Source organism: Massilia glaciei (genome assembly GCF_003011895.2).
Classification (GTDB): Bacteria; Pseudomonadota; Gammaproteobacteria; order Burkholderiales; family Burkholderiaceae_D; genus Telluria_A; species Telluria_A glaciei.
This window is the reverse complement of sequence record NZ_PXWF02000239.1, coordinates 22,596-49,061: the sequence shown is the minus strand read 5'-3', so window position 1 is coordinate 49,061 and position 26,466 is coordinate 22,596. Positions and strand designations below refer to the sequence as shown.

Sequence of the window (26,466 nt, the reverse complement as noted above, 5' to 3'; positions counted from 1 at the left end):
AAATACGCAACTGAACCCGTCGCCCCGCTTTGGCAGATGCAATCGTGGATGTAATTTATTAAAGGCGTTTCGGCCAGCGCCTTGCCACATGCTGAACTCGCAAAATCTCTACGACGTCGCCGCGCACGCGGTATGAAATGATGTAATTTGGGTGAATGACCAGCTCACGCGTGCCTGTCACACGGCCAGGACGCCCGATGCTAGGAAACTCGGTAAGCCTGTTGGTCTTGGATTGAATTTCCATCGCAAACGACTTTGCGCGCTCGGGATTGTCTCGCTCGATGAACTCGACGATGGAAATGAGATTTGCGAGCGCGGTTTTCGTCCACTTAACTGTCATATTTCGCGAAGAAGGAATCTACCTCATCGGCGCTGGCGAATTCGCCCCGGTCTGCCTCGGCAATACTTTCCTGAACATCACGAATCTGCAAGGCCTCTGACTCGACAAACGCTCGAAGCGCGGCGACCGCTATCAAACGCGTGTTGCCGCCGGTTGCAAGCGCCAACTTCTCCAGCTCACTGGCCAGGTCGGCAGGAAGGTGTATGGTCATTGGTTCGTCAGCGCTGGGTTTCATAGTTTTCAAACCTAAGAGGCAAAATGTTCTACGCCTTCAGTGTACTTATCGCAGCGGCAATGTCAAACCGCTCGATGAATCGAGTCGCCTGGTGGGCGTCAACTATCACAGCCGGCCAAGAATATTGGCGCTAACCTGCGTATGCCGGTGAACGTGACCAGCGATTCCGGGGAACGTGACCGCTGCGCAGGAGATGGCGTTACGCGGTCAAAATTCTAATCCCTGCGATCACGATGGGTCGATGTTTTTCTCCTTTTTGGCCGTTTTTGGCCGTTGGGTGCGTAGCGAATCACCGGTCAGCGTCAGCGTGAAGCGGTGGTTGCACTGCATGATGCGGTCCAGAATGGGTCGGCAATGTTGGCGTCGCCGATCCAGGCATGCAAGTGCTCGACCGGCAATTGGCTGGTGATGTTGGTGGCCTTGTTGCCAGCCCGGTCATAGATGATCTCCAACAGATCGGAGCGCGTGATGCCGTCAATTGTTCCCATGCCCCATCCAGGACCAGCACATCAGTCTTAGCCAATTGCAGCAGCCATTTGCCAAAGGCGCCAAAGCCGTGCCGGATCCGCAGTTCTTCCTGCAAGCGGGGTACACGCTGGTAGATCGCCGAGTATCCACGCCGGCAGGCGTACTGTGCCAACGCGCAGGCCAGCCACGACTTGCCTGCGCCGGTCGGGCCCGTGACGAGCACGCTGTGGCTGCGCTGACCCAATCGCCCAAGGCCAGGCTCATTACCTCGCGCCGGTCGAATCCGCGATCTGCGCGCGCAGCGATGTCCCCGATCGCAGCCTGCCTACTAGTCGACTAACGCCTTCAACAACGCATCCCTGCCGTCCTGATAGAACTCAACATCGAGTTTGGTCGCCATATCGTCTGACAAATCGAACAGCTGCTTGCGGCAGGAAACTGGCAAGAGAAGCGACTTAGCACCTTTCTCCACCGATTGTTCAGCCAAAGCCACTGCGTTATAAATCGGTTCAATGGTGCCGCCCAGCGTCACTTCTCCAACCACCACCAAGCCGCCGCGCACCGACTTGCGTAACAAAGCACTGGCCAAGGCAATTAGTGATGCAACGCCCGTCTTGGCGCCTGATTTAGCGGCGTCAAAGGCCCTCAGCTGGACCGAGAATTCATGCGCTCGCGGGTCACGGTCGCCGACCAGCTGAACAGCTCGCGCGTACAAGTTCTGCTCCGCACAACGAATAGACTCCTTGAAAGCGGCCGGCACCGGGTTATTCAACACCCGCACGCCGCTGCCGGGGCCCTCGGTGACTTCCAGCCGAAACAGCCCGGGATGTTCGTCCTGCCCGCCAGGACTCAGCGTCCAAATCTGGCCACATTCAAGTGGCTCGTCGCCAATGCCCCCTTGACTTTGCAGCTCAGGAGTCGATACGAACTTCTCAACCCCCTCGGAACCGATCGTGTAGCTGAAGTGCGTATTGCGGAACTCTGCGGCCCCGATGCGCTTTTGTTGCTCCTTAACCCGGCGCCGCACCTCCAGGCTCAAGCGAACGGCCCATTCCAAGTCCTCATCACTAACCTGGGCCTGCGCATCGGGGCTGAGCAGCTTGAGCAAACCACTGACCGTCTTGTTGACCCCGTTCAGATCTCGGCCAGAAAGCGCACCGCCCCAAAACACTCGCCCCTGCAGGGTTGAGACCCGGCTCTGGCCGCGCAGTTGAGTGAAGCACTCGGAAAGGAAGTCGCTCACCAAACCAAAATGGTCGGTGAACATGGTCGGATTCAGCTTGGGAACATCCCAGCCCGGCAGGAAGCAGTGGATGCGGTCCATGAAGGCCGTGTCGTCACGCATCCCCGTTGGCAGCGGGCCAAATAGATGTCCAAGCCGTTGCTGGTGTTCGACGTCGACATCGAAATTACCTACCAACACAATGGAGCCATCGGCGCGAATGCTCTCCTTGCCACGGGAAAATTCGCCGCTCTCCATGTACCCTTTCATGATATTGACGCCGTCCTTCTGGTCGAAAGACACGCCTGAAACCTCGTCGAAACACACTACATCATACTGGCACACCAGCCCGCGCTGGCCATTGCTGTTGTTGACGAACATGCGTGCGACACTGGCCTTGCCGCCGGAAATTAGATGGGCATAGGGCGATATTTGCTGAAAAAGGTGTGATTTCCCGGTGCCTCGCGGCCCCAACTCGACCATGTTGTAGTTTCGCTCCACAAAGGGCACCATGCGCAGCAACAGAGCGTCTTTGGCGCGCTCGGTCAAGCCGGCTGGCTCGAAGCCAACACTACGCAGTAGCACATCGCGCCATTCGGGCGTGCTGAAGTTAGCCCTCCCCTTGGCCAAGACTTCGAGTACTTCGCGCTTAGATAACTGTATCGGCCTCAGAGCATCCACCCCGAAAGGCCGGCCGCCCTTTTCTTGCGCGATAGAGCCGTCATAACCCAAGGTGACCTCGGCATAAAATCCCCCGGTCAACATCCGCTCATGGTCCTTCACCATCTCAGGTGTAATGCGCACGTCGTTCAAGCGCAGGCTCGGTAGCGACGCCACATAGGAATCGCTTTTCGCGTCCAGCCGAGCCGTCACGATATCAATAATTTTCACCGAACCAGACTCTTTCGCCCTGGCCTTGAACAGCTCCTCTTCACCCGCTTTCACCGTGCGGGAGCCCAGTTGACGCTGAACGATTTCCAGCCCCTCCTGGATCTCCGCCTCGTCGGTCGTGGCGCAGTAACGCCCCAGCAGGAACTCAACTACATAGGTCGGCACTGGAAACTGCCGACTGAAAGTGCGGACCAGGTCCTTGCGCACGACATAACCCTCAAACGCTGCAGTGGCCTTGCGGTCCAGTTCATCTAATTGCATTCTTCGTCCCCTCTCACCGCGTCTTTAAGGATCTTACTTAAACTGGCGGTGAGAAAATTGCTCATCACTCGCCGACGGTCGTTGGCTTCTTCTGCACCACCTTGCCCGCCGCGTCCAGTATGACCAAAAAGGCCGCCGTGCCCTCCTTCGAATCATCCTCCACCGCCAGCGACGCCTTGCCGCCGGCCAAAGGCTTGGCATGTGACACCAGCGACGAGTCCGGCAAGGCTGCTTTCGTACGGATGTCGACTTTAAGAACTCCTATATCGACACCCGCCTCGGCGCTCACCTCGACCTTGCAGCGCATTCCCGTCCATGCCACTTTCGCGATATCGACCTTCACCAAGGCGACGGGACTGCTTGTCGCCAGCACTTCCAAGATTGGCACCAAACACTCCTGGAGGGTCAAACCGCCATGAGCGTACTCTGCGCCGGCGATGAAGCTCCCGATTCCGGGTGCGAACGCAATTTGGACATCCTTGCACCAATCCCAAGCGAAGGTCAGATCGGTGCCGTGTGAGTTATCCTTCAGGACAGCACAACGTCCCCAACGGGTCTCCGCTTCGAATTTGGAGAGCTCGGTCTTCGGCAACCCGCCCGGAACTAGCAGCCAGCCATGGTCGGTAACGATTCGAAAGCGCGCCCAACCGCCTTCATTGAGCTCCGCAATGCGTTCAACAATCTGCGCCAACTGGCTTTCGATGTCCCTGGCCAAACGAAGCCCATGTTCATGCCCAAAATGGTCGAGATCACCGCACTCCACCCACGCCCTACCATCGGGCGCCCCGGTTTCGTGTTTGTCCAGCACCTGATAGCCCTGTTCGGCCAACAGCTTGCGAAAATTGTGGGTCGATAATGCCTTGCCGTCCGCGGCAACACTCGGCTGGAAATCTGCATCTTCCTTCTTCCCGGCCACGAAGGGGGCAACAGGCGATGCCCAGGCCTTTCCCGACGCAGTGACGGACGGCATGCTGGTCCACGCCGCGCTTAACTGAACCTGGCCCACAGCCGCCAATTCATCCTTCAAGCGCATGGCGACGTCGTAGCGCAAACCGTCGACGAAGACTGTGCAAACCCCGTCCTGTGGCTTAACGGCGCCGGGCGCCTGACTCGGCAGCCCAAGCCGTCCCTCCGCTTTTACCAAGTCTTGGAATCGATAGGCACAAGCTTCCAACCAAGGCACATAGAGCGCCTTCAGTGCCGCGCATACTGCCTCGTTATCGGTCTTTCCTGAGACCGCAGCCAAGGCATGCATGGCGGCTTGGTCCAACTTCCATCCCGTATCCTGATACCAACCGGCGAGCTGCGTCAACGTCGTGCCGGCGCCCGTCTGAGCCGACAAGGATGCCAGCAGCTCCAGATGTTCAAGCGCACCGGCCAGAGAGGACCGGCCCATTCGTGCCCACAGCCAAGCTCGCCGGTCGCCGTGTTCTTGCTCTGCCTGGCGAATCGATGCCCGTGCAAGCTCAGGCGTCATCGCCGCACACGCATGAAGCCTATACCGTAGGGCGCCCTCGGCATCCTCATTGGCTTGCGGGTAGCCGGCCAGCTCATTCAAGTCATCGAATAGACCTTTGGGCTTCGGTGCCTGCAACTGCCCCAACAACTCGGCCACTGCGGGGAAACTCGCAAATGAGTCTCGGTAAAGTTCCCAAACAGAAGCCCATGCGCCGGTACGTCCGGCAAGTTTTTCCGCAGCGGCCAACGCGCCATCAGCGATGGGGTCGAATCCAAAATCCTTGCCACAGCGGCTGACGAAAATTTCCCACCGAGGTCCTGCCCATTGTGAGCCGACCTGACCAGGATCGTTTAGCCAAACCAACATATCCCGCGCTGGGTTCGGCAACACCAAGGCGTCTAACCAGGCTGCATTGATGGCTTGGGCTTGCAATTCTTTGACGCTCCGCTCCAGCAGGACGCCCGCTGCAAGCGCCCGTCCCAACGCCTCATGCGTCGCCTTGTCACCGGCCACATCCAAACCCAAGCCGCCATTTTTCGACGACAGAAAGGCCGCCAAGGTCCAATCCTTGCCATTGGACTGGCTCCAGAACACGCCGCGATATTGAAGCTCGGCGAGCGGCTGCAGGTCGCGCGGACAGTTCTCGATGGCACGCAGGTCGGTACGGCTAACTCCAGGCAAGTATACTAACGGCACTCCGCTGTACTTACAGTCTTCAAAGGCGCCGGCGATCGCGCATTTGAGCCAAATAGCCGGTCCCGTGCGTTGTGCTTGGTTGAACGCGCCAAAGCTGAACAACTCAGGCATAGCAGCAGCAAACTTGGGCACCACGCTTTCCCAAATGCCGTCCTTATCCGGCCACAGGATGGCTGCGGCTGGGGCTGACGTGTTTGAATTACCCTTCGCGGACAAGACCAGCGAGTGAATCACCGCATCAAAAAGTGTTGTCATTGCTGTGCCCGTGGCTGAATTGCTTGCGTTGTCCTTGTCGCGGGAGAACTCGCGCATTTGCAAAGTGGATCATTAGACACCCTGCGGCAATATGAACATGGCTCGTAGTACAAGCGCTCGTCCACCTGAATTTGGGGCGGACGAAATTGTTGGAAGTACGTGGGGTCGAAGCGGTAGAGTACCTCTCCGGGAACCAGTGCATTGTTCTCCGACGCGGCCAGATTAGACCGCATTACGAGTTCTCCGACGCCATGTGCAGGGCCGCCATCTGTTGCGTCTTGCATGCGCGTCGCCTGCTTCCAGCCTCGTTCGCCAGAGGGTAACGACAGTGCGAATTCCAAATCGTGCACCTCGACTTGCGCTTGGCCTTTTTGAATGGGCGACCATGCCTTGGCGAATAAGACCAAGTTGTCATTGATTTCCACATCAAGTTGAAGTCGCTCCCTAAATGGTGCGGCCTTGCTGTCAACATTCACCACCATATTCGACAGAACACGGCGCTTGTCGTCCGCCATCACCATCGGCCCGGCCCGGTGCGGAGAGACGAGTTGAAATTTTCCATGCCCATCAGTGGGGTCAACGCAATAGATGCTGAAACCATCGCTACGAACCTCGCCTTCGGTAGGCATTTCCAAACCCGCACACAACAGCGGCATGTAGGAATTGCGCGCCAACGACAGTTCAACGTTTTTGGCCAAATGCAAGCGCGCATCATCATGGGCGACCCACGCTGCCCCCTCTGAAATGAGCGAGGCACTGCGTTCAGAAACATGCACGCGTTGAGGCCCAAAAAGTTCATGCAATCGTGCCTTGACGATCGGCATATTGACCATGCCGCCGGTCGCCAGACAAAGTGCCACCGACGCTGTGGAATAGCCCTCGCGCTCAAGCAAACTCTCTATGCGGGCTATGCCGTGCTTGACAAGATTGAAGACGATACCTTCGAGGTCTTCTCGCGACAGCGTCACATCTAGTGCCGGGTCGTCGACACCATGGAAGAACGTCGGCACGAAGATCGTCACATTACTGCGGCCACTTAAGTCAATTTTGGCTTTCTCGCATTCATGCATCAACCGTGAACGAGCGTCAGCATGCACCTCTATGTCGTCCGGCAATTTCCTGGCGACTCGCGCCCGTCGCTCGATCTCATTTCGAAGTGCCTCGTCGAACAGGTCACCACCCACGTCCTCGGTACCGTCATTGCCGACCTGTACCAACATCCCATCGACCAATCGACACAGGGTTAAATCCAAGGTACCGCCACCCCAGTCAAACACCAAGACCAATTGCCGGTCAAAGAGCCGTAGCGTGGCCGCCATGTCCTCGCTGGAGCGCAAGTATCCATATAACGCGGCCAGGGGTTCATGGACAAACTGGACAATTCCGATACCCGCCATCCGAAAAGCATCCCGGAGCAAGGCCCGACGCCGCCCCTCCATATTGACTGGGATAGTAACCACGGCGCGGTCCGCGCTCAGGTCCCGGATTGTTCTCGACTGCGAAGCAAACTTCCGAACGAATTGCACAACATCACGCACAATGTCCACCGGGCTACGTTCCACACCACCGACGAAAACACTCTCTCTGCCGAGCAGCGTTTTGGGGGACCGAACCACATTCCCCTGCACTCCCAAACCCGCCTTACTCAGCCGTTCCCGGGCCTCGCGGCCGACGATGGTCTTGGATCCCTCGTAGCAAACCACAGAGGGAATGGGCGAACCTTGCTCATCATTGAAACTGATGACACGGTCCCCTTGGACGATCGAGATGAGACTGTTCGTCGTGCCAAAATCGAATCCAACAACTGCCATGGTTCTATTCCTCCCTGAGTTTGTTTAATTCTGTTCGCAGCGCATCCACCACGCGCTCGGCCCTGTCCTGCATTACATGAAAGCGCGGCTCGGGGCTGCGAAGTGCGGTCAAGCCCAGCTCCAACTGTTCCACGTCCGTCACCAGTCTGCGCAGCAGGCGGCTGCGAATCTGCTCAATATCGTCGCGCAGGTGGGCCGCTTCCGTTTGGGCGTCGGTCTTGAGAGTCATCACTTCAAGGTCACGCTCTCTGCGCAACGATTCAAGTGCAGACTTCGTCGCTTGAAGTTCTGAGAGCGCTTCGCCGAGTTCTTCTTCCAGTGCCGCCACCCGGTCCTTAAGCCTTGCCGCATCTCGGCTTGCTTGTTCTGCCAGATTTGTCTTTTCTCTCGCCTGCTGTCGATACAGCTCGCAGACGAGCCCGACACCTTGCACGTCTTCAATCTCCGTTAAAGCCCTGAGCCTGGCACCGTCGTCCAACAGGGCACGTGCACTTGGTATCCACAGGGCAGTGTTCAGGGACTCGATCAACTCCGTTGCTGCCAACTGCTTGGCGTCGGACAGCCACACCAGCAAGCAATTGGCTGCATTCAATCTTTGCGTTTCCTGGTCACTAGATTTAAGCGCGCCGCTTGCGTCTTGGGGGAGCATGGCGTCGCCGGCGTACACCAAGGCGAGAGCTTCCGCGCATGAAGGTGCATCAGGCAGGTTTCGAATAACCGCTTGCAATTTCTGCTGCTTGAATATCGGATGCCGGAGCATCACATCACCGACAAACTCGCGCAAAGCAGCGCGCAGGGTCGGATAGCCCTGAACTTCACGACACACCAGCATCAGTTGCCTAGGCACGGCAAACAGCTTGTCGGTTTGAGCGAGTTGCACCAATCGACTTGCCGCGTCCTCGGACAGCTGCGAGTTCTCCGCTACTGCTTTTTCAGCTTTTCCTGGCAGAGAAATCTTCCTGCCTTTTTTTCCATAAGCATGGACGATGAATTGCTCAAAATTCTGTATCTCGACGCTCTTCTTGGATGGCGAAGAATCTATCTCGGCTGCGGCTGGCTCGGTGGCGAGCGAGCGATCGCCGGATTCAGGAGAGGCGGTAGCAGTAGCATCGACAACACTTGCTTTCACCTCTTTGGGCAATCCCGCTGCGGGCATCGCTGACGACGGCCCTTCGGTTGGCAAGTCGCGCTTGGGACCATTGCTCTGCCCGCCCTCGACGTAACGAACCTCTCCGGTGCGGCTATTTACGACTCGCGTTCGATTGTCTTTATTCATTTTCCGGATTCCTTGTCTGGCAAGCGGGCCAATAATGCCTCCGCCCATATTGTTGTTCTTGAATTACCCCGCAACTCCCGCGCTGCTTGGCGGGCACCATCGGCATCGCCTTGGGCCGCCTTTGCCTCGGCAAGCATTAGTTGGAGCTTTAAGCGGTCAAAACCAGGGATCTCACGCTTTGTCTGCGCCGCTATGTCGTTTGCGTAGGCCATCAGCTGGCTCGTACCCAGCTCCGTCCAACGCAAGATCCGCAGGGTTTCATGGTCGGTGAGCAGTTCGACCAAGGCACTGCCTTCGTCCTGCGCAGCTTGCGGCTCGTGATGCCAAGGCCACCCCTCCAAGAGGCCCGCGAACAGCACTGCGGCATGTTGAAGGCGCCCGGCTGGCACCAGAGTTTGGGCGTCCTCGAAATGATTGAAGTGAAACGCCACCAGGGCGCGAATGATTTGAGCCAACGGTCGCTCGAATCCCAACAACTGGTCCGCCGCACGACTATAGCGCTTGCTGTACTCTTCAAAGGGCAGTGACGAGTCGCCCGCACGCTCTTTGGCCAAGACACCATAGAGGTAGTGGCAGATGCCGTCGCCATAAGCACTGGCCGTTTCGAATCCTATGCAGTCCGCAATAAAGCCCTCGATGGAGGCAATGCTCAGGGATCTGGCGTTTGCCAGCTTCAAAAAAGCGGCCTCCACGCCCACTAGGTCCGCCTCACTGGCAATATGTACCAACAATTCAAACTGCGCGCTGGCGCCTTCATTGCTCAGCACGATCGTGAGCCGGTCATTCGTCACTTTTGCGATGAGTTCGGGCAGATTGGCCGGCAACACCTTTTTGCCATTCAGGGTTGCACTCAATGCCCGGTCCAGTTGCACATCCTCGGGCACAAGTTGGCGCGTCACGCGCAGCGGCGTGGCCCCCAGTTCAAGGCCTCGAACAAACATCAAAGGTCGGGTGTAAGAATGGGCTTCGAAGCGATGACGCCGCAACACCTCCAGCGTATCGAACCTTTCGCTGCAAGCCGGGCAGAAATAGACCACCTCGCGCGGCTGATACGTGAAATCCAAACCTGTTGGTTCATGATGCTCGATGTTACCGGTGTGCCAAAAACCCATTTTTATGTTTCCCTAAAAAACAGCAGACCTCATACGTGTTCATCGTTACCCCATCAACACCGGCCTGTTCAAGCGCCACCCAGCTCCCACTTGGCAGTCAGAACCGCAAGCAAATCCTGCTGTCGCTTCACAATCGATTGCGGCGTCCATTCGGCAGCGCCCAGCACCTGAGTTGTCAGCGCGTACGAGGAAATTCCCTGCCTACCACCAAAATAGGCTGATTTCTTTTTGTCGAAATCAAAGTTAGACGCCTGGGAGTTGCGGCGCTGCGTGAGCGGCACCAGGTTGGCCAATCGATGAACCCACGAAGTGCGCGTATCGAGCTGAGGCCATTGCTCCGCCCACTGCGACCCGTCTGGCACAGACTGCGGCAGTACATGCTCGATAGTCAATAAACTAGGATCGTACGTCGCCGCGCCATCGACTAAGAAGGAGTCCAGGCGCAGAATCAAATAATTGCGCCGGCGCGCAGTCATCAGGTAAACGTCACCACCCAGGAAACCAAGCCAAAGCGCCTTTTCAATGTCGGACAGCTCGACGACATCAACAGGATTCGCAAGTGAATGATCCTTCTCGAGTGCATGGAGTAGCTTTGCATAACGCTCGATGCGTGTGTTTACGTCATAGGCACAAACGTGCATGAACGCAGCCAGCCGCTCCAGCTTGCGCATGAACCACAGTACATAAGCCGTGTCCGTCGATTTCGTAGCCAGGAATTTCATTGCCGAGGGCAGCCAATCCGAGTTATCGATGCGATTCATCCACTTGAGCAAGGCATTGATTTCAGCCGCGCTGGCGGTGGAGACATATTGGCATTGTTTGGCGACAAGGTAGGCATCGGTATAGGGCGCAATGACCTCGGTCACCAAATTCTCCATTGACGTAAATTTGCTAATGACGCGTTCTTTAAACTCATCGAGCAAGGCTTTGCGGGCTTTTTCCTTGGCGTGAATCATCCGGATATGTCCGAACACCTCGGCAAAACCGTCGCGCCCTGTTTCCACTTCCAGCTCTTCCCAGGTTTCGGTAAAGTCATCCTGGCGCTCAGCAGCAATGCCCCCGATGACGCTGGATTTGATGATGTCTGTTGGCAGCAGGTCTAGCCCGCGACTGTTCAACACCGAAAACACCCGGAACGCCGACTGCTGACTCGGCGTGGACACCACAACCAAGAAGCACCGTTGCACCAAGAAGGCCCCGAACGCGCAAAGTTTTTCGGTGTCGTTGTTAAAGGCCTGTACCAGTCGCTTCAACATTTCCTCGGCATTACGGCGAATGTTGAGTTGCGACTCGTTGCCCAGCGTGGCAGGGTCCAGGGCCACCAGTTCGTTCAATTTAAGGCTCTGCACATAGTCGGCAAAGAACTGCCGGTCACGCTCGCGCAAGGCCAATCTCGGCTTGGATTTCAAGCCCTGCGAAGCCCGGCCTGGCTCGCGGATGTAATTCTCAAAGTCTGAGCGCAGTTCGCCTACGAACTTCGAAGTCAGGGTCGACAGCAAGATGGTCAACGTTGTCAAGCGCTGCTGACCGTCGATGACTTCGGCATGTGGCTTGCCGTCGTCCTTGATGAGCACAATACTGCCCAAGAAATAGGTGTCGTCCTTTTCCTTCAAGAAGAAGTCGTGCAAGTCCGAGAAAAGCTCGCCGGCCTGCACCTCGGTCCATGCGTAGGGGCGCTGATACGAGGGGATCGAATAGTCGAAGTCCGAACTGAATATTTTCGAAAGTTGGTACTCGGCACCGCTGATTTTTTTCGTCATTTTTTTGATATTTTTCTATTTGGCTAGCCGAGTGCTCCAGGCCACCTTGCTTGCGAATTGAGCAGCATCGCCAATGACGCTGCTGAGCGGCTTCTATTTACCTCTTGCCCGGCGCCGCCGTTTTCTCGGCCAGGGTCAGATGACGGTCATTGATGCGCTCGCCACCATCAACCTTGAACCAGGGGGCGCTCCCTACGTCTTTGCCGCGGTCCTTGTCCCAGGTGATGTTGAGCTTGGGTTTCTTGTTGTGACGCAGCACTTCAGCCTGCATGAAGGGTCGGATGTTCAGCCGCACGCCGTCGTTCAGGTCGGGGTTCCAGCCGCTGGATTGTTCGGCGAGCGACTTCCAGCGGACAAAGATGTCGTGGCCTTTTTCGCCTTCGAGAATAAGCTCAAGGCGACGCTTTAGGTCAAGCGCTGCATTCAAGCGGATCTCGGCGCCGTCCACCTGCTCGCGCACCCCGTCGTCTTGCTGACGAATCCAATCGCCAAGGTAGGTGTGGATGAGGCGCTCCAGGTTCTTAGTGTCGAGCTTGTGATAGTTGACCAACGCACCGAAGCCATCCTTCAGGCCGTCCCACACATGCCAGATGAAGGGGCGGTGCTGGAAGCGCTTGGCGTGTTGCTCGAAGAATTTTTCGCGCAGCCACACGTCCAGGCCCTTGCCGGCGCAATCGGCCTCAAGCAGCAATTTAGCCAGAATGGCGGGTTTCCAACTGCCAGGCTGCACAGTTTCCCAGGCGGCAATTAACAGCGACAGAAGTCGATCGTGTGCGGCTTGTTCCCCGCGCACCGGTGATAGGCACGCGATTCCATCGTCATCGACGTGGCTTGACAGCGCTTCGCAGCGAGCAATCCAACTGCGGGCCTCGTCGGACAGTTCCATGTCAGCATCGGACTCGGCGGGCCAACGGTAGCCGAGCAAGCGGGCAACGGCAACCTGCAAGGTGTCGGTGGCAATTTGCGGATGGCCGTGAAAGAGCCACTGGGTCGGGTCGTCCGAATAGGGTTTTGGCAAACCGTTAGGGTAGCGTTCTGCCGCAATCCCTTGCCAATAAGCAAGATCAAAGTAGATTTTGATCAGAGTGGCATTGGTCACGTTTATTTTTTGGTCCACCTTTCTGACAGCGGGGAGGTAATTGGGCGACGTCATGAAACACCAAATGGCAGACAAATCTTCCAGCCGATGCGGAACCACAGTGGCACCACTCTTCCCGAAAATTTCCCCCGTATACAGCGTGCAAGCTAACTCACGCATCTGCGTTACGCGGACGCCCTTCTGGCCTAGGATAGGTCGACCATTCATCACTGTGCTTGGGAAGTTATGCGCTGCCGGGAAGGTGTGCAATGCCCCGGAGCCTTGTTCCCATCGGATAACATCACTTCGCCCGCCGTAGAGGCGTATTTGCTCTACGTTCTGAATGAACGGCTCCCAATTGCCATCGCGCCAGAGCACCTCCCAGAAGTGCGTTACGAATCTCGGCCCATCTCCTGTGGATAATCCTTCGATGCTAGAAGTTCGTTCGATCAACAGCCCCGATGATTCAATAAGCTCAAGAGCCACACGAGCGTCTGGATTCTTTAGCTGGCCGATCTGGCTCACCGAAACGACTTCCGCGCCGCCGCGCAGCAATGCCGCCTTCTCCAGCGCTGATTTCGGTGGACTGGCGTCCAAGCCGCAAAGCTGAAAATCCTCCGCCGCCGCTGCTCGGGTTTGGGTAAGCAGGATGATGAACGCCCCTGCCGCTTGTGAACTATCGAAACCACCTTCGCCCAAGCGTGCGAGAAAATTCCATTGCACGCGCTTCAATAGTGACTCGCGTTGCTTCCTGTAGCTAGTCAAGAAAAGCCAGTTCTGCGGCATCACGATTTGCACCACACCTTGGCCACCGTCCTCGGCCAGCTCCAGGCAGCGCTCCAAGAAGACGTTGGCCAGATCATTCTTCGCGTCCGGATAATGCAATTCGCAAAACTCCTTGAGCTCATCATTTTGCTTGCCACGGGCCAGATACGGCACGTTGGTGATGACCAACTGGTAGCGCTCATTGAGCAGCGCAGCCGCATCCAACAAGCCGCGCGCGGCCAGGGTCAAATCCCATTGTTCGTCGTTCACATCGTGTTCGCCGCCCCGCAGCGTGGGCGGCGCTTCGGCCGACAGCGCCTGGTTCAACAGATCATCGAGGCCCTCGAACTCGAATAGGCCCAGGTTGCCGCTCATGCCGCGCTTGGGCGACAGCAGGCTGCCCAGAATCGGCGCCTGCTGAAAGCTGGCGTGCAGGTGACGCAGCTCCTGGCGCAGCATCTCTGCGTGCGGTGCATCGGCGGGCACCAAGGCCTCCCAATCGGCCGCCTTGCCGGTGACTTTCAAACCGCAGCAGGCGATCTTCGGTGACGGCATATCGGCCCGCACGCCCAGCTGCTGGCCATCTTCATCCGGGAAGCGCCAAGCGGCCAAGGCGAGCGCGAACACGGCGATCTCCACGCAGCGGGCATCAAGCTCCAAGCCGTGCAGATTGTCGGCCAGCACCGCATCGACCGCGTCCATCGCCGACAGGCCCTCGGCGGCCATGCGCATCGGCACCAACAGCAAAAAGGCCGAAACCAGGAAGTGGCCGGAGCCGCAGCTCGGGTCCAGCAGCTTGAACTCGGTCAACCCTTTTTGTGGGTCTTGAGGCCAGCCTTCGAATTTTCCGGCTGCTGGAGTACCGTCCTCCAGTGTCCGCAGGTAGGTCAAAGGCACAGGGCAAGCTTGTTCCGGGTGACGCGTCACCCACCAGGCGCCAAGCGAGTTGTGCAGCAAGAAGTCCACCATATAGGGCTCGGTGAACAGCTGCGTGACGGCGGGCAGTTCGTCCGCGCCGATCTTGACCTCCGATGCGTTGACCTCGTCCTTGCGCTTGGCTTGCCAGAACTGGTAAACCCAGCCCAGGCTGTCGCTGGCCTGGAAGACCTCGATGGGCAGGTTAGCCAGTAACTTTTCCAGCTCGCGCTGATGCTCGGGCGCAAAGACCAGCTCGAACACCGGGCTCAAGGGTTTGAACACCTGGGGCAGCATGCGCGCGGCAAGCTTGGCCGCCAGTTCCCAATGGCTTTTGGCGCCCTGGGCCATGTCGGGGTGGTTGTCCACCATGTCGCGGCAGTCGTCGAGCGACACGGCGGCGCCAGGTTCCCACATCAGCAAGCCGTTTTCGGCCAGGAAGCGGGCGAACAGCATGCGGTGCCATTGCTCGTAGGCGACTTCCCATACCAGGTGGCGGGTGGGCTGGGAGTCGTCGGCATTCTTCACATCGCCCAGCGCGCGGCCATGGGCGCGCAAGCGGCGCCGCAATACCTTTTGGGCGTCGCTGAGATACTCCGGCAACTTGGCCTCGCCGACGGCCAGTTGGGCCAGCGCGGCGATAGCGGCTTTTTCGGCTATGTCTCGGGCGGTCTTGACGGTGTTTTCAAGCTGGGTGCGCAGGGCCTTGGCCAGGGGGACGTTCAATACGGCATTCGGATTCGACATCGTTGAAAAGCTCGCTTCTATTTCTGTTTTTTTGTGGCCTGACGCGGCGCACCTGCTCGGATGGCCACAGCGATATCAAGCTCATGCTTGACTCGCCGTGGCTGGTTTCGCCTTCTGCCGGGCTTGCTTATTTCGTCAGGGAGTGATCCAGGCAAGCAAATACATCGTTCTCGGTTTCGCGCACGCGGCGATTGGCCGGGCGGTATGCGGCCAGCCCAGTAGCCGCCTTGTAGATATCGAGGCCACGGCCAAGCTTGAACAACACGCCATGGTCTAGCACCAAGTAGCGTTCGTGCGCGTCTGCATCTCGACGCAGCGTCAGTGTCACGCCAAAATTTTGGAACAGGTCCTTGGCGGTGTTGTCGATCGCCCGTTCCTGGTGTGCCGCAGTCTCCAGCGGCGCAAAGCCGGTGACGACTTCAATTTCTCTTGGCCGCGCCGATTCGGCCAGGTGGAGAAGTAGCTCATTCAGGTTGCGAATCTGATGGTGGTGAGCCAGGTAAGGGTCGATGATACAGATGCGCAATGCCCCCTTCAAGACGCGCGGCTCGAAAAGCTTCTCATAGGGCCAGCCGGTCGTGCCGTCGGTCAAACGAAAACGACTGATGATCTGGGTAGCTTCGCGTCGCACGCGGTCGACCCAGCCGTCACCTACCATTTGGGCATCCTCAGCGCGGGCTTGCGGACTAGCCGGGGCGCCAATCAAGGCGTCTGAGCTTGGTGCCGCGCTCATCGTTGGCGACTTTTCACCCAGCACCGGCTCCGAAGCATGTTCAGACGCTTGCACTGCCACATACATCGGCACTTCGCCCAGCTTCATCGACTCATTCGGCTGCGCATTGCCAAGCTCCATCAACGCTTCTGCTTCGCGCAGAACACCCTGGAACTCTTGCTCAATGGTGGATACCAGTGCTTGGGTTGCTTCCTTTTGACCGGCAACCAGTGCAGCGGCCGCCGCACGGATGTTGTCTGACGCTTGTTCCAGCAAAACTTGAACCTCGGCCAGGGCGTCGCGGGGAGCGTCTTGCGCCTCGACTACCAGGAAGTCACCGAACTCTTGGCCACGGGTCTTGAGATGCGTTTCCAGCGCCTCGGACAGCAAGGTCTTGACCTCGCGGTAGAAGTCCTGAACCTCGGTGGACTGATTGCGCGTCGTGCCGGCACCCCAAATGTTGGCGACCTTGCTGCGGCACTCATCAATGCGCTCCGACACTTCGTCGGAGACGAAATCGTCGAGCATGGAGCTGACCTTAAGCTCTTCCGCGGCAATCAGATCTTGCGCCCCTTGCAATGATCGTTCGAGCGACTCCCTCAGTTTGACGGTGACGTCAAACGGCAAGGTTGCTCCGAGCTCCAGCGACTCGGAAATCCGCGCACCGTCATGGGCGAGTGTGGTCAGATAGACTTCGAAACTCTTGGCGAATGCGGCAAAAATCTCAGTGTATTCGCCCAGCATCTGCTGAACCTTGGGAAAGATATGGTTGGCCACACGGGTCTGGAAGTCATGCATATAACCCCAGTAGCCCGAGCGCCGGGTGCGCCAGTGCCGGCCCACATCGTTCATCTCAAAATAAGCAATCTGCCGTTCGGCCAATAGACCAATGTTTTCGATCAGGGTGACGTGTTGATGGCGTTTGACGCGCAGGCGATCAGACAGCAGCGTCACCTGCTGGGTAACCGCCCCTTCAAACCGCTCGCTAGCCTGCCCAAATTCATCACGAAAGGTATTGAGCTTCTGCTCGGCAACCTCCTTATCCTTGATGTCTCGAATGGCAATGAGCTTGGTCTGCAACACGGACTGCAGGTCGAGCAAGCCGGCGCGGGCGCCGATGGAGATGTTTTGCGCCGTCAGCGCCAGGCGCGATTCGGTGGAGAGCAGGCGTAGCAGTTGACTCTTCAAGCGTTCAACGCCACCCGGGTCGCTCGCCTCGATGGCGCAAGGGACGGGCTTGCCGGCCTTCCAGTCACGGTGCAAGACCGCCGAGGTGAAGGCGATTTCGACGTTGCCCAGTTGCTCACGATAGCGGCGCATGGCGGGCGAGTCGTCTTGGCTCAGGTCGTTTAACGTCGCCGCAACTTCCTTCGCGATGCGCACCCGTTCGCGGTCGATACGCCGCGCAAGCGTCTCGGGTTCTTCGTCGTTGTCTTCCGCAGTACGGACATGCTTACCATAGGTAAGATCAACTTGGGTGATCACCACGATCAATTGCTTGACCGTGCCTTTGCGCAGCAAGGACAGCAGAAAGTCTTTTTCCGACTGCCCGTAGGCTTCGCCGGACTGGGTTAGGAACAGAACAGCGTCGACATCGTCAACGGTTTTTTCGGTCAGGCTGACTCGAAATCGTTCGGTGTCATCTAACCCTGGGGTATCGATGAGCAGGACGCCCTCGTCAAGGATGGATGCGGGCGAGGTGATTTCGATACCATGCACAAGGCAGTGATGCGGTTTGGCGCCGGAGGTGAACTCCTTCAAGCTGCGACGAAATTCCGTCTCTGCCTTTTTGGTGCCGTCGGAGGACAAGGCAATTTCGACGCTGACGCCGCCGGGCTTGATGTACTGGCGCTGTAAAGCATCCAAATCAAACGCTTCCTCTGTTTCGCCATCCTTGGTCTTCTTGGGTTTGCCGAAGCTATTCCACATTTTCACGCGGTGGGCGTCGACGTGTTTTGGGTCTTCCGCAAACAGGGTTTGCAGCTTGACCCACTCCTCTTGCGGAGTGAAACGCACGGTGGCCTTGACGTGTTCCCCGTGGCGGAAAATGGTGATGGCGGCCGTTTCGGGGTTGGTGTCTTCGCTGGCCAAACGGGCGCCGAGCAACTCGTTAACAAACGACGACTTGCCCGTCTTGAAACGGCCAACCAATGCGACTTTGTAGTCGGTGGGCAGCTCTTGCGTCTTGAGCAAATCACCCAGCACATCGGCCGTGCGTTTGCATTCCTTTCCAATCTGAGCAATCTGCACGTCGGAACGTTTGAGCAGCGCCTCGCGCACCTGATCCAGGTGTTGTGTGAGGGCTCGAATATCGTCGCGAACTTGTTTTGGTGATTTCACTAACACTCCTCTTCTGACTGCATACGTGCGAATTGCGATGATGCCGTCAAAGACTGACAGGCCCGGACTTCAGCTTGGCGCCTATCAGCGCTTCGACTTCGGCAAGCCAAATTTTTAACTCTGCTTCGTCATTGAGAGTGCGGCGTGGAATGCTCACTTGAACCACATTTGGCTTCAACAACTGCACTGCGGCGTGCCGGGCGGCATCAAACCGGCTCGGCAGGGCCTGCGTCTTGGAGGCCCAGTGATCGAGGTCGCAGTCGTCCAAGGCGTCCTGCAATTGCTCGGGGGTCCCCGTCGCGACATTTGGCAAGGCCGTCAAACTGTGTTTGGCAGAGAGTTCGGAGCGTTGAGCGTCGCTTAGTTTTTGCCAATCCCCGTCCGCAACCAACTGGGTTTCCAGCTTCTGATGGGTTTGTCGGTAATCGGTTAGCTTGGCGTTAAGTGCCAGGCGCAGCAGGTCGGAGGTCTTATCCAACAGCGGCCGTACCGGGTCGGGCTCAGATAAAAGACTGCGCCGCGCCTCGACGGCATCGGCCTCTGCCTTCAGTTCAGCATACGGCTTCAAGGTCTTGCCGTGCTTGAGTAAGGATCCCAGCTGGTCCCAGACGGGCAGTCGCTTGGCAATGTCTTCTGCTGTCTTCTTCCATTGCTTGGCCAGACTTGTCAATTCATCGTTTCGGCTGTACAGCTCCAGCAACTGAGCGTTGCCCGACTGCGCCTCCACCGCCTCAATGGCAGTCAACGACGGCACGGCCGGCGCAGGCGCAGCGCCACCGGCACTGGCCGCAGCACTACGAAACTTGGCCAACAGGGTCGGCAACTTGGCTGGCTCTTCTTTAGGCTGGCAAGCCACGCCAAGGGTATTAAAGAGTTGCCGAATCTTGATGAGCTGCGGCGGCGAGATGGTGATGGACTCTTGCTTGAAGCTGGCCTGGGTAAGCTTGTTGCGGTCCAGGGTCTTGGCATCGACCGGCTTGCTAGCTGCGTCCAATCCGCGAATATGGCCGCAGGCAAGAAGAGCAAAAAGGGCGCCTTCGATTGCGTCACGCGGCCAACCATAGGGAGGGCCTTCGAATTGGTCTCGAATATCACTGCCCTTCTTGCCGCTGGCACCAATGTATGCCAACAACTTCTGGCAAACCGGGTGCTTGTCCGCTTCTTGGCTATGTCCGACGGCCTTGAGGGCGTCGGGGTTGCCCTTGCGCGCATCGTCAAGCACCTTGTCCCATTTGTCATGATCGGCAATATCGAACTCGCGATAGAGGCGAATGGCCGAGGCCTTGCCTGCGCGGTTGAGGCGGTCTGATAGCTCATTGCCTTCACTGACCTCTTGCCCGCCGGCTTGAAACACACGCACACCGGCAAAGAGCTGGTCGAGCAGATCCTTCAACTCTTTTTCGGCATTGCGTTGGCGACTCTCCATCGAACGCTGAGCATCACGTCCTTCTTCGGTGGATGGGCTGCCTTTTTTGCTCAACGTGACACGGGCGGACTGCAGGGCAACGATGGCATTCGTCAGATCGGTCTTGTGTTGTGCCGGCAGAAAGGCAAACAGCGTGGGGTTGTCAGCGCTTTTTGCCCTAGCTTCGGCCAGGACAGACTTCTCTTCAGTTTGCCAGCCGTCCTGTATCCACAGGTACAGGGCCCGGTCATTGTCCTTCGGGAGGCTGTCGTCGTAGGTGGGCGAAAGGCGACGTTCGACGTTGTCTTTACCCTGAACCACACGAACTTTTTTCAGCACCTCGCCGAAGCGGGTTTTGATCAGATCGGAGCGCTGCTGCTCCAGGCGCTGGGGGGCCGACTTCAGTTCGGCTTCCTGGACGCGGAATTCGTCGTACCAGGCACTTGACTCGCGCGTCTGCAGTCGGTATTCCAGCCCATTGGAGCCGGCCATGGACATGATGAGACGATCCTCGTTCTGCAACTTCTGCAACAGCTCGGGAAGTTGCTTGCGCAGCGCAGCGGAACCAGCAGCCAAGTCTGTCACCAACAAGTCGGCCAGCATGTCTTCAGTTGCCTTCAGGCCGATGTCGAGGGCGGCGTCGGCAGGTAGTTTGTTGATTAGAAAGATAAGCTTGAGCAGCTTGCCTTTGAGCTGCGAGCTCTCGTCCCCTGCAGAAAAGCGTTGGACGTTCTCGAACACTTCTTTAGGCAGCTGGGCCGTGGAGACCAGATTGGCGGAGATTTGGTCGTAGAGGAAGTCACCCGCAACCACATGGCCCAACGGCAGCTCGGCTGTCGCCAGCACCGCCTCGTGTACGACGCGCAACTGGCTGCGCAGCTGTGACACCGTGCCGGTCGTGTCGATGGTGCGCAGCACGCGCTCCCAAAAACGGCGACGTACCGGTAGGATTGGGTAATCGGCCGTCAACACAGATTCATCATCGGTAACATGCTCGAGCTTGGTGCCGCGTAGGTGGCGAGAAATTTCACCGAGGTTACCGCGCCACACCTGTTCAATCTGGTTCTGAGCGGATGGCTTCTTGGCCAAAATGATTTGACGGGTGACGTTTTCAACATCGACATCGCTGAGCATCACTGCCACAGGGAATCGGCCCATCAAACGCATTAGGTTAGGCATGCCCGACAAGGCCGATTGGCCCGTACCGATGAACAGCAGCTTGCCGGTGAAATGCTTGCACAAGGACTCGGTCACCTCCTGCACCATATAGGCTTTTTCGGCGTCGTTGCCGATGTACTGCTGCACCTCGTCGAGTACCACGAGGGTCAGAGGGAAAATGCCACCCTCGGACAAGGCGTCGGTGATGGCCGTGACCATCTCGCCATTGGAAACGTCTTGGACCTGCGGGAACTGGACCTTGAGCAGTTGGCGAACGCCCGCCTCGCTTTCCGCCATGCCGGGCCTAACCGTCAACAAAGCCTTAGCCAAGTGGTTGGAGACGTACATATGCGGCAGCTCTTGCGCGAGCGAACGGCCTGCGGTTTGCAGCTCAGCCTCGACACCATCGAACAGTCCGTCACGCTTAAGCCACAACACAAACTGAGCCTGGTTGTACGACTCCGGCAATCCCTTGGACTTGAACACGATGCCCAGCAAGGCCATGCGTACCTTGTCGCCGGCACCCGCGCCCAGCTTGCCGGCTGCGGCATGCAGGCCTCCATGGCGGCGCCCTTGGACAGTTAGCTCCTTGAGGTGCTCATAAACTGCGGCGGGCAGCGTGGCTATGCTGCGAGCGGTGGCACCGTCGGCGAATTTATAGTCGGTCCACAAGGTGCGGAGCATCTTGGCCAAATGGGATTTTCCGCTGCCAAAAAACCCGGAAATCCAAATGCCAGGCTGCTCGTTTTGACTACCCAGGTTGAGCAGGAATTTATCGAGGATAGTTTCCAGGCCAATTTCGTACTGGCCGTCGCAAACGAAGGTCTCGAGTTCGTAGCGCAGTACGCGCTGTGCGGCCGCGGAGTTGTCTTCGGAAAGTTCAGCAACGCCGTTGTTGGCGAGGCGGTTTTCCGTAGGCGCCTTGGAGTAGATGTCCTTGTTCAGCATGTGAGTCCCTTGATTGCTTGCTTTGTACTATGGTTTGTTTTTTGTTCCGGGTATGGCTTAGTCGGTCGCTTGTAGCGGCACAGCCAGATAGTTCCAGCCGTCCCGGGCGTCGAGCAGGCGATACGTGTGGTTTTCGGGATGGTGCTCGCCGGGGAAGAACACCAGCAGGCGCCCCGCTACCGAGTCCTTGATGCCCTCGACGACGAGGGACACGCGCGCCAGACCGAACAAGCTGCCCACACCAAGCAACGCGACGACCGTTTCCGGGCCGGCGTCGGCCTCGATACGCGCCTTGAGTTGCTCCGTCAGCGCTGCGACGAATTCGGTCAACTCGCCGCTCTGATAGCCAGCCAAATCTTCAGGACTCTCAAAGTAGGCATCGCGGTACTCCTGCACCACCATCCACTGCGGAAATGCGTTCGTCACATCAAGCAGCAGCCAATGCTTGCCCGCTTGCTGAGCCACCAAGGCGAATTCCTCGACGTTGGCGCGCAGGCGCAACTCGTCGGTTTTGTCATAGACCGCAAAGATGACGCGCTGAATGCTCGCCAAGCCCGCCTGCCAAGGCACTGTCAGATGCTGTTTAAAGACTGCGACAAGTTTGCTGACCTTAGATGACATGAGATCCTTCTAGACGTAGTAGTTCTTCTTCATGAGTGAGGAAATCGGGGAAGCGCACTTCTTTGACACCCCCGCCGTTAAGAAACACTAACAAACCTCGGTACGATGCCGAGTTTGCAAGCGCCTCTAGCTCTTCAGGTGAGCCTGGCAGCAAATTTATCCAGTCGGACGCAAATAAACGTTGTCCCGACAGTCCCTCTAGATGACCAAGGAACAGTCCGAAGGCAACCGCCACCGGACTGAGCGTTGGATTCGAACGACTTTTCCGCACGCGTCCACATAGGAATCCAGCCGCTGTCCAGGTGCCCGCGACATTTTGCGCAAAGGACTTGAGGGAGGCGGGGCTGAATCGGTCTTGGTGATCGGCCACTAGCCGCTCCTCCCAATCAGTGCGGTTAACGACTGCACCGATGGATCTGCTCAGGATGAAAGTTTGGGTGCGCTTTAGCAAGGGGTCCCGCGCCAGCGAAGCCAGCAGGGCGAGTACGGGCTGTCCAGCGGGGTCAACATCCCATAGGCGTCGCAAAGCGCGAAACAGTGCAAGTTTCGGATCGAGGCCGTAAAGAGTGGTCAGATGACGAAGCGCTAGCTCCCGTGCCTTTTTGGTCGGTTTCCCCAGGACATTGAGGCTGATGATGTGTTCGGCATAGTCGACCCGTTCGGCACTGGCAGGCACATGCGCAAACAGCGCCTGCAGGTCATCGAGCATCATGGTGCGTGCGGCGTGCGGACCATTCAACCCGAAGCGAAAGCCCAGCTTGACCAGAATTGTTTCTTTCGATGGATTCACGGTTACGACTGCGCCTTTGCAGCTCGCAAGGTTTCCGCGAGGCTACGGTTAAAAACAAAGGCATGGGCATGAACGAAAGACAAGTCCATCACATTGACTGTATAGGCAAAACTAAGCATTTTCCAGTTGGCTAAAGATTGCTGTGCGGCCTTAACGTACGACTCGACCACCGCGCTGATGACTTCCGACTTAATAACAGCCATTGATTATTCCTGTGTGTAACGATTGCAAGCGGCTAGCTTACCGCAGAACACGTCTTCTGATGCCACTCTGGGGAACACGATCGGTCCATCCATACCGGCCCACACGTACACGTTCACTGACCACTAGGACGGCTGCGTATCCAATTGCCGCCACCTAGTCGGTCACAACACCTGCCTCAGAGGCCATATCCACAATCGAAGCTGGCATCGACTTTGTCTGCTTCACACCAAGCTGCTTCAGCATCTCTGCCTGCCGGATGACATTGCCCTTGTTGCTGGACAGCTTGTTGCGCGCTTCGGTGTAGCTATCCTGGGTCACGCGAAAACGGTCGCCCATTTTTTTCAAATCAGCAACAAAGGCGGAAAGACGGCCATACAGTTTGGCTCCACATCTGGCGATTTCCTGCGCATTCTTCCTCTGTGCTTCCTGTCAACAACAAAGTAGACGGGCTGACCAACAAGACATTCCTTGTTGAGCGCCTCCATGTACAAGTCTTGATCATGGGTAATCGCAACCATGAAAGCCGGCTCGATCGGGACGAACATCAACACGAAATCAAGCGATTTCTAGCCATAGAGCGACTGATAATTTTTCTAAGCTAGGCCCTTCATGCGCGCGCGTACAGAGTCGAGATGACGTTTAATGGCAACTTGCCGTGCTCATCGTCCTCCGCCGAGACGCAGGCCTCATAGGCGACCAGCGACACTTTGGCATTGACGATGAAATCGAAGAGGTTGCCAGACGGATCGGTAAGGATGAACGCACTTCTGACGGAATATCAAGCTTTCAAGGTTCGGCAATGGGATGCTGCCAACTTGCGTTTGCTTGAACAAGAAGAATCGGAGATATCCTAGCCAATGAAACTTCGAAGCAATCAAGAAATCTCATCGCAAATTCCAATTTTCAGATTGCAAGCCAGACAAAGATAGTAGTCTTCGGGAATCATTTGCCAGCTGCCACAAAGTTCGCGCTATTTAAAATAAAACAATAACATGTTTTTCCCATCGGAAACTCACTGATAGTCACTTAAGTGATAAGAAATGTTAGGGTGAAATAGTTTTGTTTTATCCTGAGGCCAAGTTCATGATCTGAACTGTGTGACCAGCCGCAGGAAAAGTGCGAAACCGAGAAAACCCTCGCGTCCATTTGCAAATGCGAAGCGCGCTCGAGTAACAGGGTTGGCGTATGCGCATTCAGTAGACAACCCCATCTCAGAAACGCAGAAAAAACGCAATACGCGCATGACCAAGAGACAATATACAAGAATCAGGATGGGCTGCCGGGGTGCCAGAGTATCGGGTGCTGTGTGTTGCAGAGGTGGGGGGGGGCTGGGGTTGCACCTACGCCATGTGAAGGCACAAAAGCAAACGGGGCGGCTCAAGGCCGCCCCACTTTCAAAATGAGTACGTTGACTCATTCTGTATCCCCCCGTCATAAACCTTTTGATGGGTCCTTTGGGGGGGGTAGAGAGATTTTTCGAATATCTCTCATAGCTGTACTGGCGGAGACGGTGAGATTCGAACTCACGATACAGGTATAAGCCGTATGCATCCTTAGCAGGGATGTGCCTTCGGCCACTCGGCCACGTCTCCTAGCTGAACTAAATCAACCTTTTCCTGCCCCGGCAAAATTTGCTAGAACAGAAGACCAAGATCATATCTTTTAGCGCCCGTTTGGTCAATGGAACGGACGCATTTTTTGAAAAAAGTTAAGCTTTTTCCAGATCGAAGGCCTTGTGCAGCGCGCGCACGGCCAGTTCCATGTACTTTTCGTCGATCAGCACCGAGATCTTGATCTCCGAGGTCGAGATCATCAGGATGTTGATGCCCTCCTCCGACAGCGTGCGGAACATCTGCGATGCCACGCCCACGTGGCTGCGCATGCCCACGCCCACCACCGACACCTTCGACACCTTGGCGTCGCCGATCACGCTGGCCGCGCCGATCTCGTCCTTGATGCCCTCGAGCACGCCGAGCGCCTTGGTGTACTCGCCGCGCGAGACGGTGAACGTGAAGTCGGTCTTGCCCTCGACCGACTGGTTCTGGATGATCATGTCGACCTCGATGTTGGCATCGGCGACCGGCCCCAGGATGTGGTAGGCCACGCCCGGCTTGTCGGGCACGCCCAGGATCGTGATTTTTGCCTCGTCGCGGTTGAACGCGATACCGGAGATGACGGCTTGTTCCATGTGTGAATCTTCCTCAAACGATATCAGGGTGCCCGAATCAGCTTCTTCCTCGAGCGGCATCAGGGGGTCGGTCAGCGACGAGAGCACGCGTACCGGGACCCGGTAGTTGCCCGCGAATTCGACCGAGCGGCTTTGCAGCACTTTCGAGCCCAGCGAGGCCAGCTCGAGCATTTCTTCGAACGTCACGGTCTTGAGCCGGCGCGCCTCCGACACCACCCGCGGGTCGGTCGTGTAGACGCCGTCGACGTCGGTGTAGATCAGGCATTCGGACGCCTTCATGGCCGCCGCGATCGCCACGGCCGATGTGTCGGAGCCGCCGCGCCCGAGCGTGGCGATGTTGCCGAAGCCGTCCACGCCCTGGAAGCCGGTGATGATCACGACCTTGCCAGCGTCGAGGTCGGCGCGCACCTTGGCGTCGTCGATCGACTGGATGCGCGCCTTGGTGAAGGCCGAGTCGGTCTTGATGGCGACCTGCCAACCCGCGTACGAGACCGCTTCCTTGCCGATCGCGTGCAGCGCCATGGCCAGCAAGCCGACCGAGACCTGCTCGCCGGTCGAGGCGATCATGTCGAGCTCGCGCGGATCGGGGCTGTCGCTGATCTGCCTGGCCAGGCCGATGAGGCGGTTGGTTTCACCCGACATCGCCGACGGCACCACCACGATCTGGTGGCCGGCGTCATGCCACTTGGCCACGCGCTGCGCGACATTTTTGATGCGGTCTGTCGAGCCCATCGACGTACCGCCGTATTTGTGGACGATTAATGCCATAGAGAGAAAGTTCCGCTCGGTAAATAGTAAAAAGAGGGCTT

The 26,466-nt window shown here is 57.4% G+C and carries 17 protein-coding genes, 1 tRNA gene and 1 pseudogene; all 19 read right to left on the bottom strand.

Annotation, left to right across the window (positions count from 1 at the left end):
- Nucleotides 1–58: 58 nt before the first annotated feature.
- The 19 genes and pseudogenes from C7C56_RS15260 to C7C56_RS15170 all read right to left on the bottom strand — a co-directional run bounded on the left by C7C56_RS15260 (nt 59) and on the right by C7C56_RS15170 (nt 26,425).
- Nucleotides 59–340, bottom strand: a complete 282-nt coding sequence (locus C7C56_RS15260) for a type II toxin-antitoxin system RelE/ParE family toxin (RefSeq protein ID WP_106758229.1) — start codon at nt 338–340, stop codon at nt 59–61.
- Nucleotides 330–551: a CopG family ribbon-helix-helix protein gene (locus C7C56_RS15255; RefSeq protein WP_229458797.1), complete on the bottom strand. Its 222-nt coding sequence runs from the start codon at nt 549–551 to the stop codon at nt 330–332. The genes C7C56_RS15260 and C7C56_RS15255 overlap by 11 nt, the downstream gene beginning before the upstream one ends.
- A gap of 326 nt (nt 552–877) precedes the next feature.
- A pseudogene (locus C7C56_RS15250) lies at nt 878–1,266 on the bottom strand (ATP-binding protein).
- 105 nt (nt 1,267–1,371) lie between these two features.
- Complete coding sequence (gene brxL, locus C7C56_RS15245) at nt 1,372–3,417, bottom strand: BREX system Lon protease-like protein BrxL (protein ID WP_106758227.1); 2,046 nt, start codon at nt 3,415–3,417, stop codon at nt 1,372–1,374.
- A 64-nt stretch (nt 3,418–3,481) separates the two neighbouring features.
- The gene (gene pglZ, locus C7C56_RS15240) at nt 3,482–5,884 is read right to left on the bottom strand and encodes a BREX-1 system phosphatase PglZ type B (protein ID WP_229458796.1); all 2,403 of its coding nucleotides are present in this window, start codon (nt 5,882–5,884) and stop codon (nt 3,482–3,484) included.
- Nucleotides 5,824–7,638, bottom strand: a complete 1,815-nt coding sequence (locus C7C56_RS15235) for an Hsp70 family protein (protein WP_106758225.1) — start codon at nt 7,636–7,638, stop codon at nt 5,824–5,826. The genes pglZ and C7C56_RS15235 overlap by 61 nt, the downstream gene beginning before the upstream one ends.
- Before the next feature lie 4 nt (nt 7,639–7,642).
- Nucleotides 7,643–8,914, bottom strand: a complete 1,272-nt coding sequence (locus C7C56_RS28210) for a hypothetical protein (RefSeq protein ID WP_146204498.1) — start codon at nt 8,912–8,914, stop codon at nt 7,643–7,645.
- A complete protein-coding gene (locus C7C56_RS15220) occupies nt 8,911–10,026 on the bottom strand; it encodes a hypothetical protein (RefSeq protein WP_106758222.1) in 1,116 nt (371 codons plus the stop codon). Before C7C56_RS15220 ends, C7C56_RS28210 begins: the two co-directional genes overlap by 4 nt.
- 68 nt (nt 10,027–10,094) lie before the next feature.
- Nucleotides 10,095–11,786 (bottom strand): DUF262 domain-containing protein, encoded by a 1,692-nt coding sequence (locus C7C56_RS15215; protein WP_106758221.1) that lies wholly within the window; start codon nt 11,784–11,786, stop codon nt 10,095–10,097.
- A gap of 97 nt (nt 11,787–11,883) precedes the next feature.
- Nucleotides 11,884–15,270, bottom strand: coding sequence for an Eco57I restriction-modification methylase domain-containing protein (locus C7C56_RS15210; RefSeq protein ID WP_229458795.1), 3,387 nt, complete (start codon nt 15,268–15,270; stop codon nt 11,884–11,886).
- 148 nt (nt 15,271–15,418) lie between these two features.
- Nucleotides 15,419–18,343 (bottom strand): dynamin family protein, encoded by a 2,925-nt coding sequence (locus C7C56_RS15205; RefSeq protein ID WP_146204497.1) that lies wholly within the window; start codon nt 18,341–18,343, stop codon nt 15,419–15,421.
- A gap of 46 nt (nt 18,344–18,389) precedes the next feature.
- Nucleotides 18,390–21,854, bottom strand: a complete 3,465-nt coding sequence (gene brxC, locus C7C56_RS15200; protein WP_106758218.1) for a BREX system P-loop protein BrxC — start codon at nt 21,852–21,854, stop codon at nt 18,390–18,392.
- 57 nt (nt 21,855–21,911) lie between these two features.
- Nucleotides 21,912–22,475 carry a DUF1788 domain-containing protein gene (locus C7C56_RS15195; protein WP_106758217.1) on the bottom strand — a complete coding sequence of 188 codons (564 nt, stop codon included), beginning with the start codon at nt 22,473–22,475 and terminating at the stop codon, nt 21,912–21,914.
- Nucleotides 22,465–23,265 carry a hypothetical protein gene (locus tag C7C56_RS15190; RefSeq protein WP_229458794.1) on the bottom strand — a complete coding sequence of 267 codons (801 nt, stop codon included), beginning with the start codon at nt 23,263–23,265 and terminating at the stop codon, nt 22,465–22,467. Before C7C56_RS15190 ends, C7C56_RS15195 begins: the two co-directional genes overlap by 11 nt.
- Before the next feature lie 2 nt (nt 23,266–23,267).
- Entirely contained in the window at nt 23,268–23,468 is a 201-nt protein-coding gene (locus C7C56_RS15185; RefSeq protein WP_106758215.1) for a hypothetical protein, read from the bottom strand.
- A gap of 154 nt (nt 23,469–23,622) precedes the next feature.
- Entirely contained in the window at nt 23,623–23,847 is a 225-nt protein-coding gene (rmuC, locus tag C7C56_RS30325; RefSeq protein WP_267874715.1) for a DNA recombination protein RmuC, read from the bottom strand.
- Nucleotides 23,811–23,987, bottom strand: coding sequence for a hypothetical protein (locus tag C7C56_RS30320; RefSeq protein WP_267874714.1), 177 nt, complete (start codon nt 23,985–23,987; stop codon nt 23,811–23,813). The genes rmuC and C7C56_RS30320 overlap by 37 nt, the downstream gene beginning before the upstream one ends.
- Before the next feature lie 981 nt (nt 23,988–24,968).
- A tRNA-Ser gene (locus C7C56_RS15175) sits at nt 24,969–25,061 on the bottom strand.
- A gap of 116 nt (nt 25,062–25,177) precedes the next feature.
- On the bottom strand, nt 25,178–26,425 hold the full coding sequence (locus tag C7C56_RS15170) for an aspartate kinase (RefSeq protein ID WP_106758214.1): 1,248 nt from the start codon (nt 26,423–26,425) through the stop codon (nt 25,178–25,180).
- Nucleotides 26,426–26,466 lie beyond the last annotated feature (41 nt).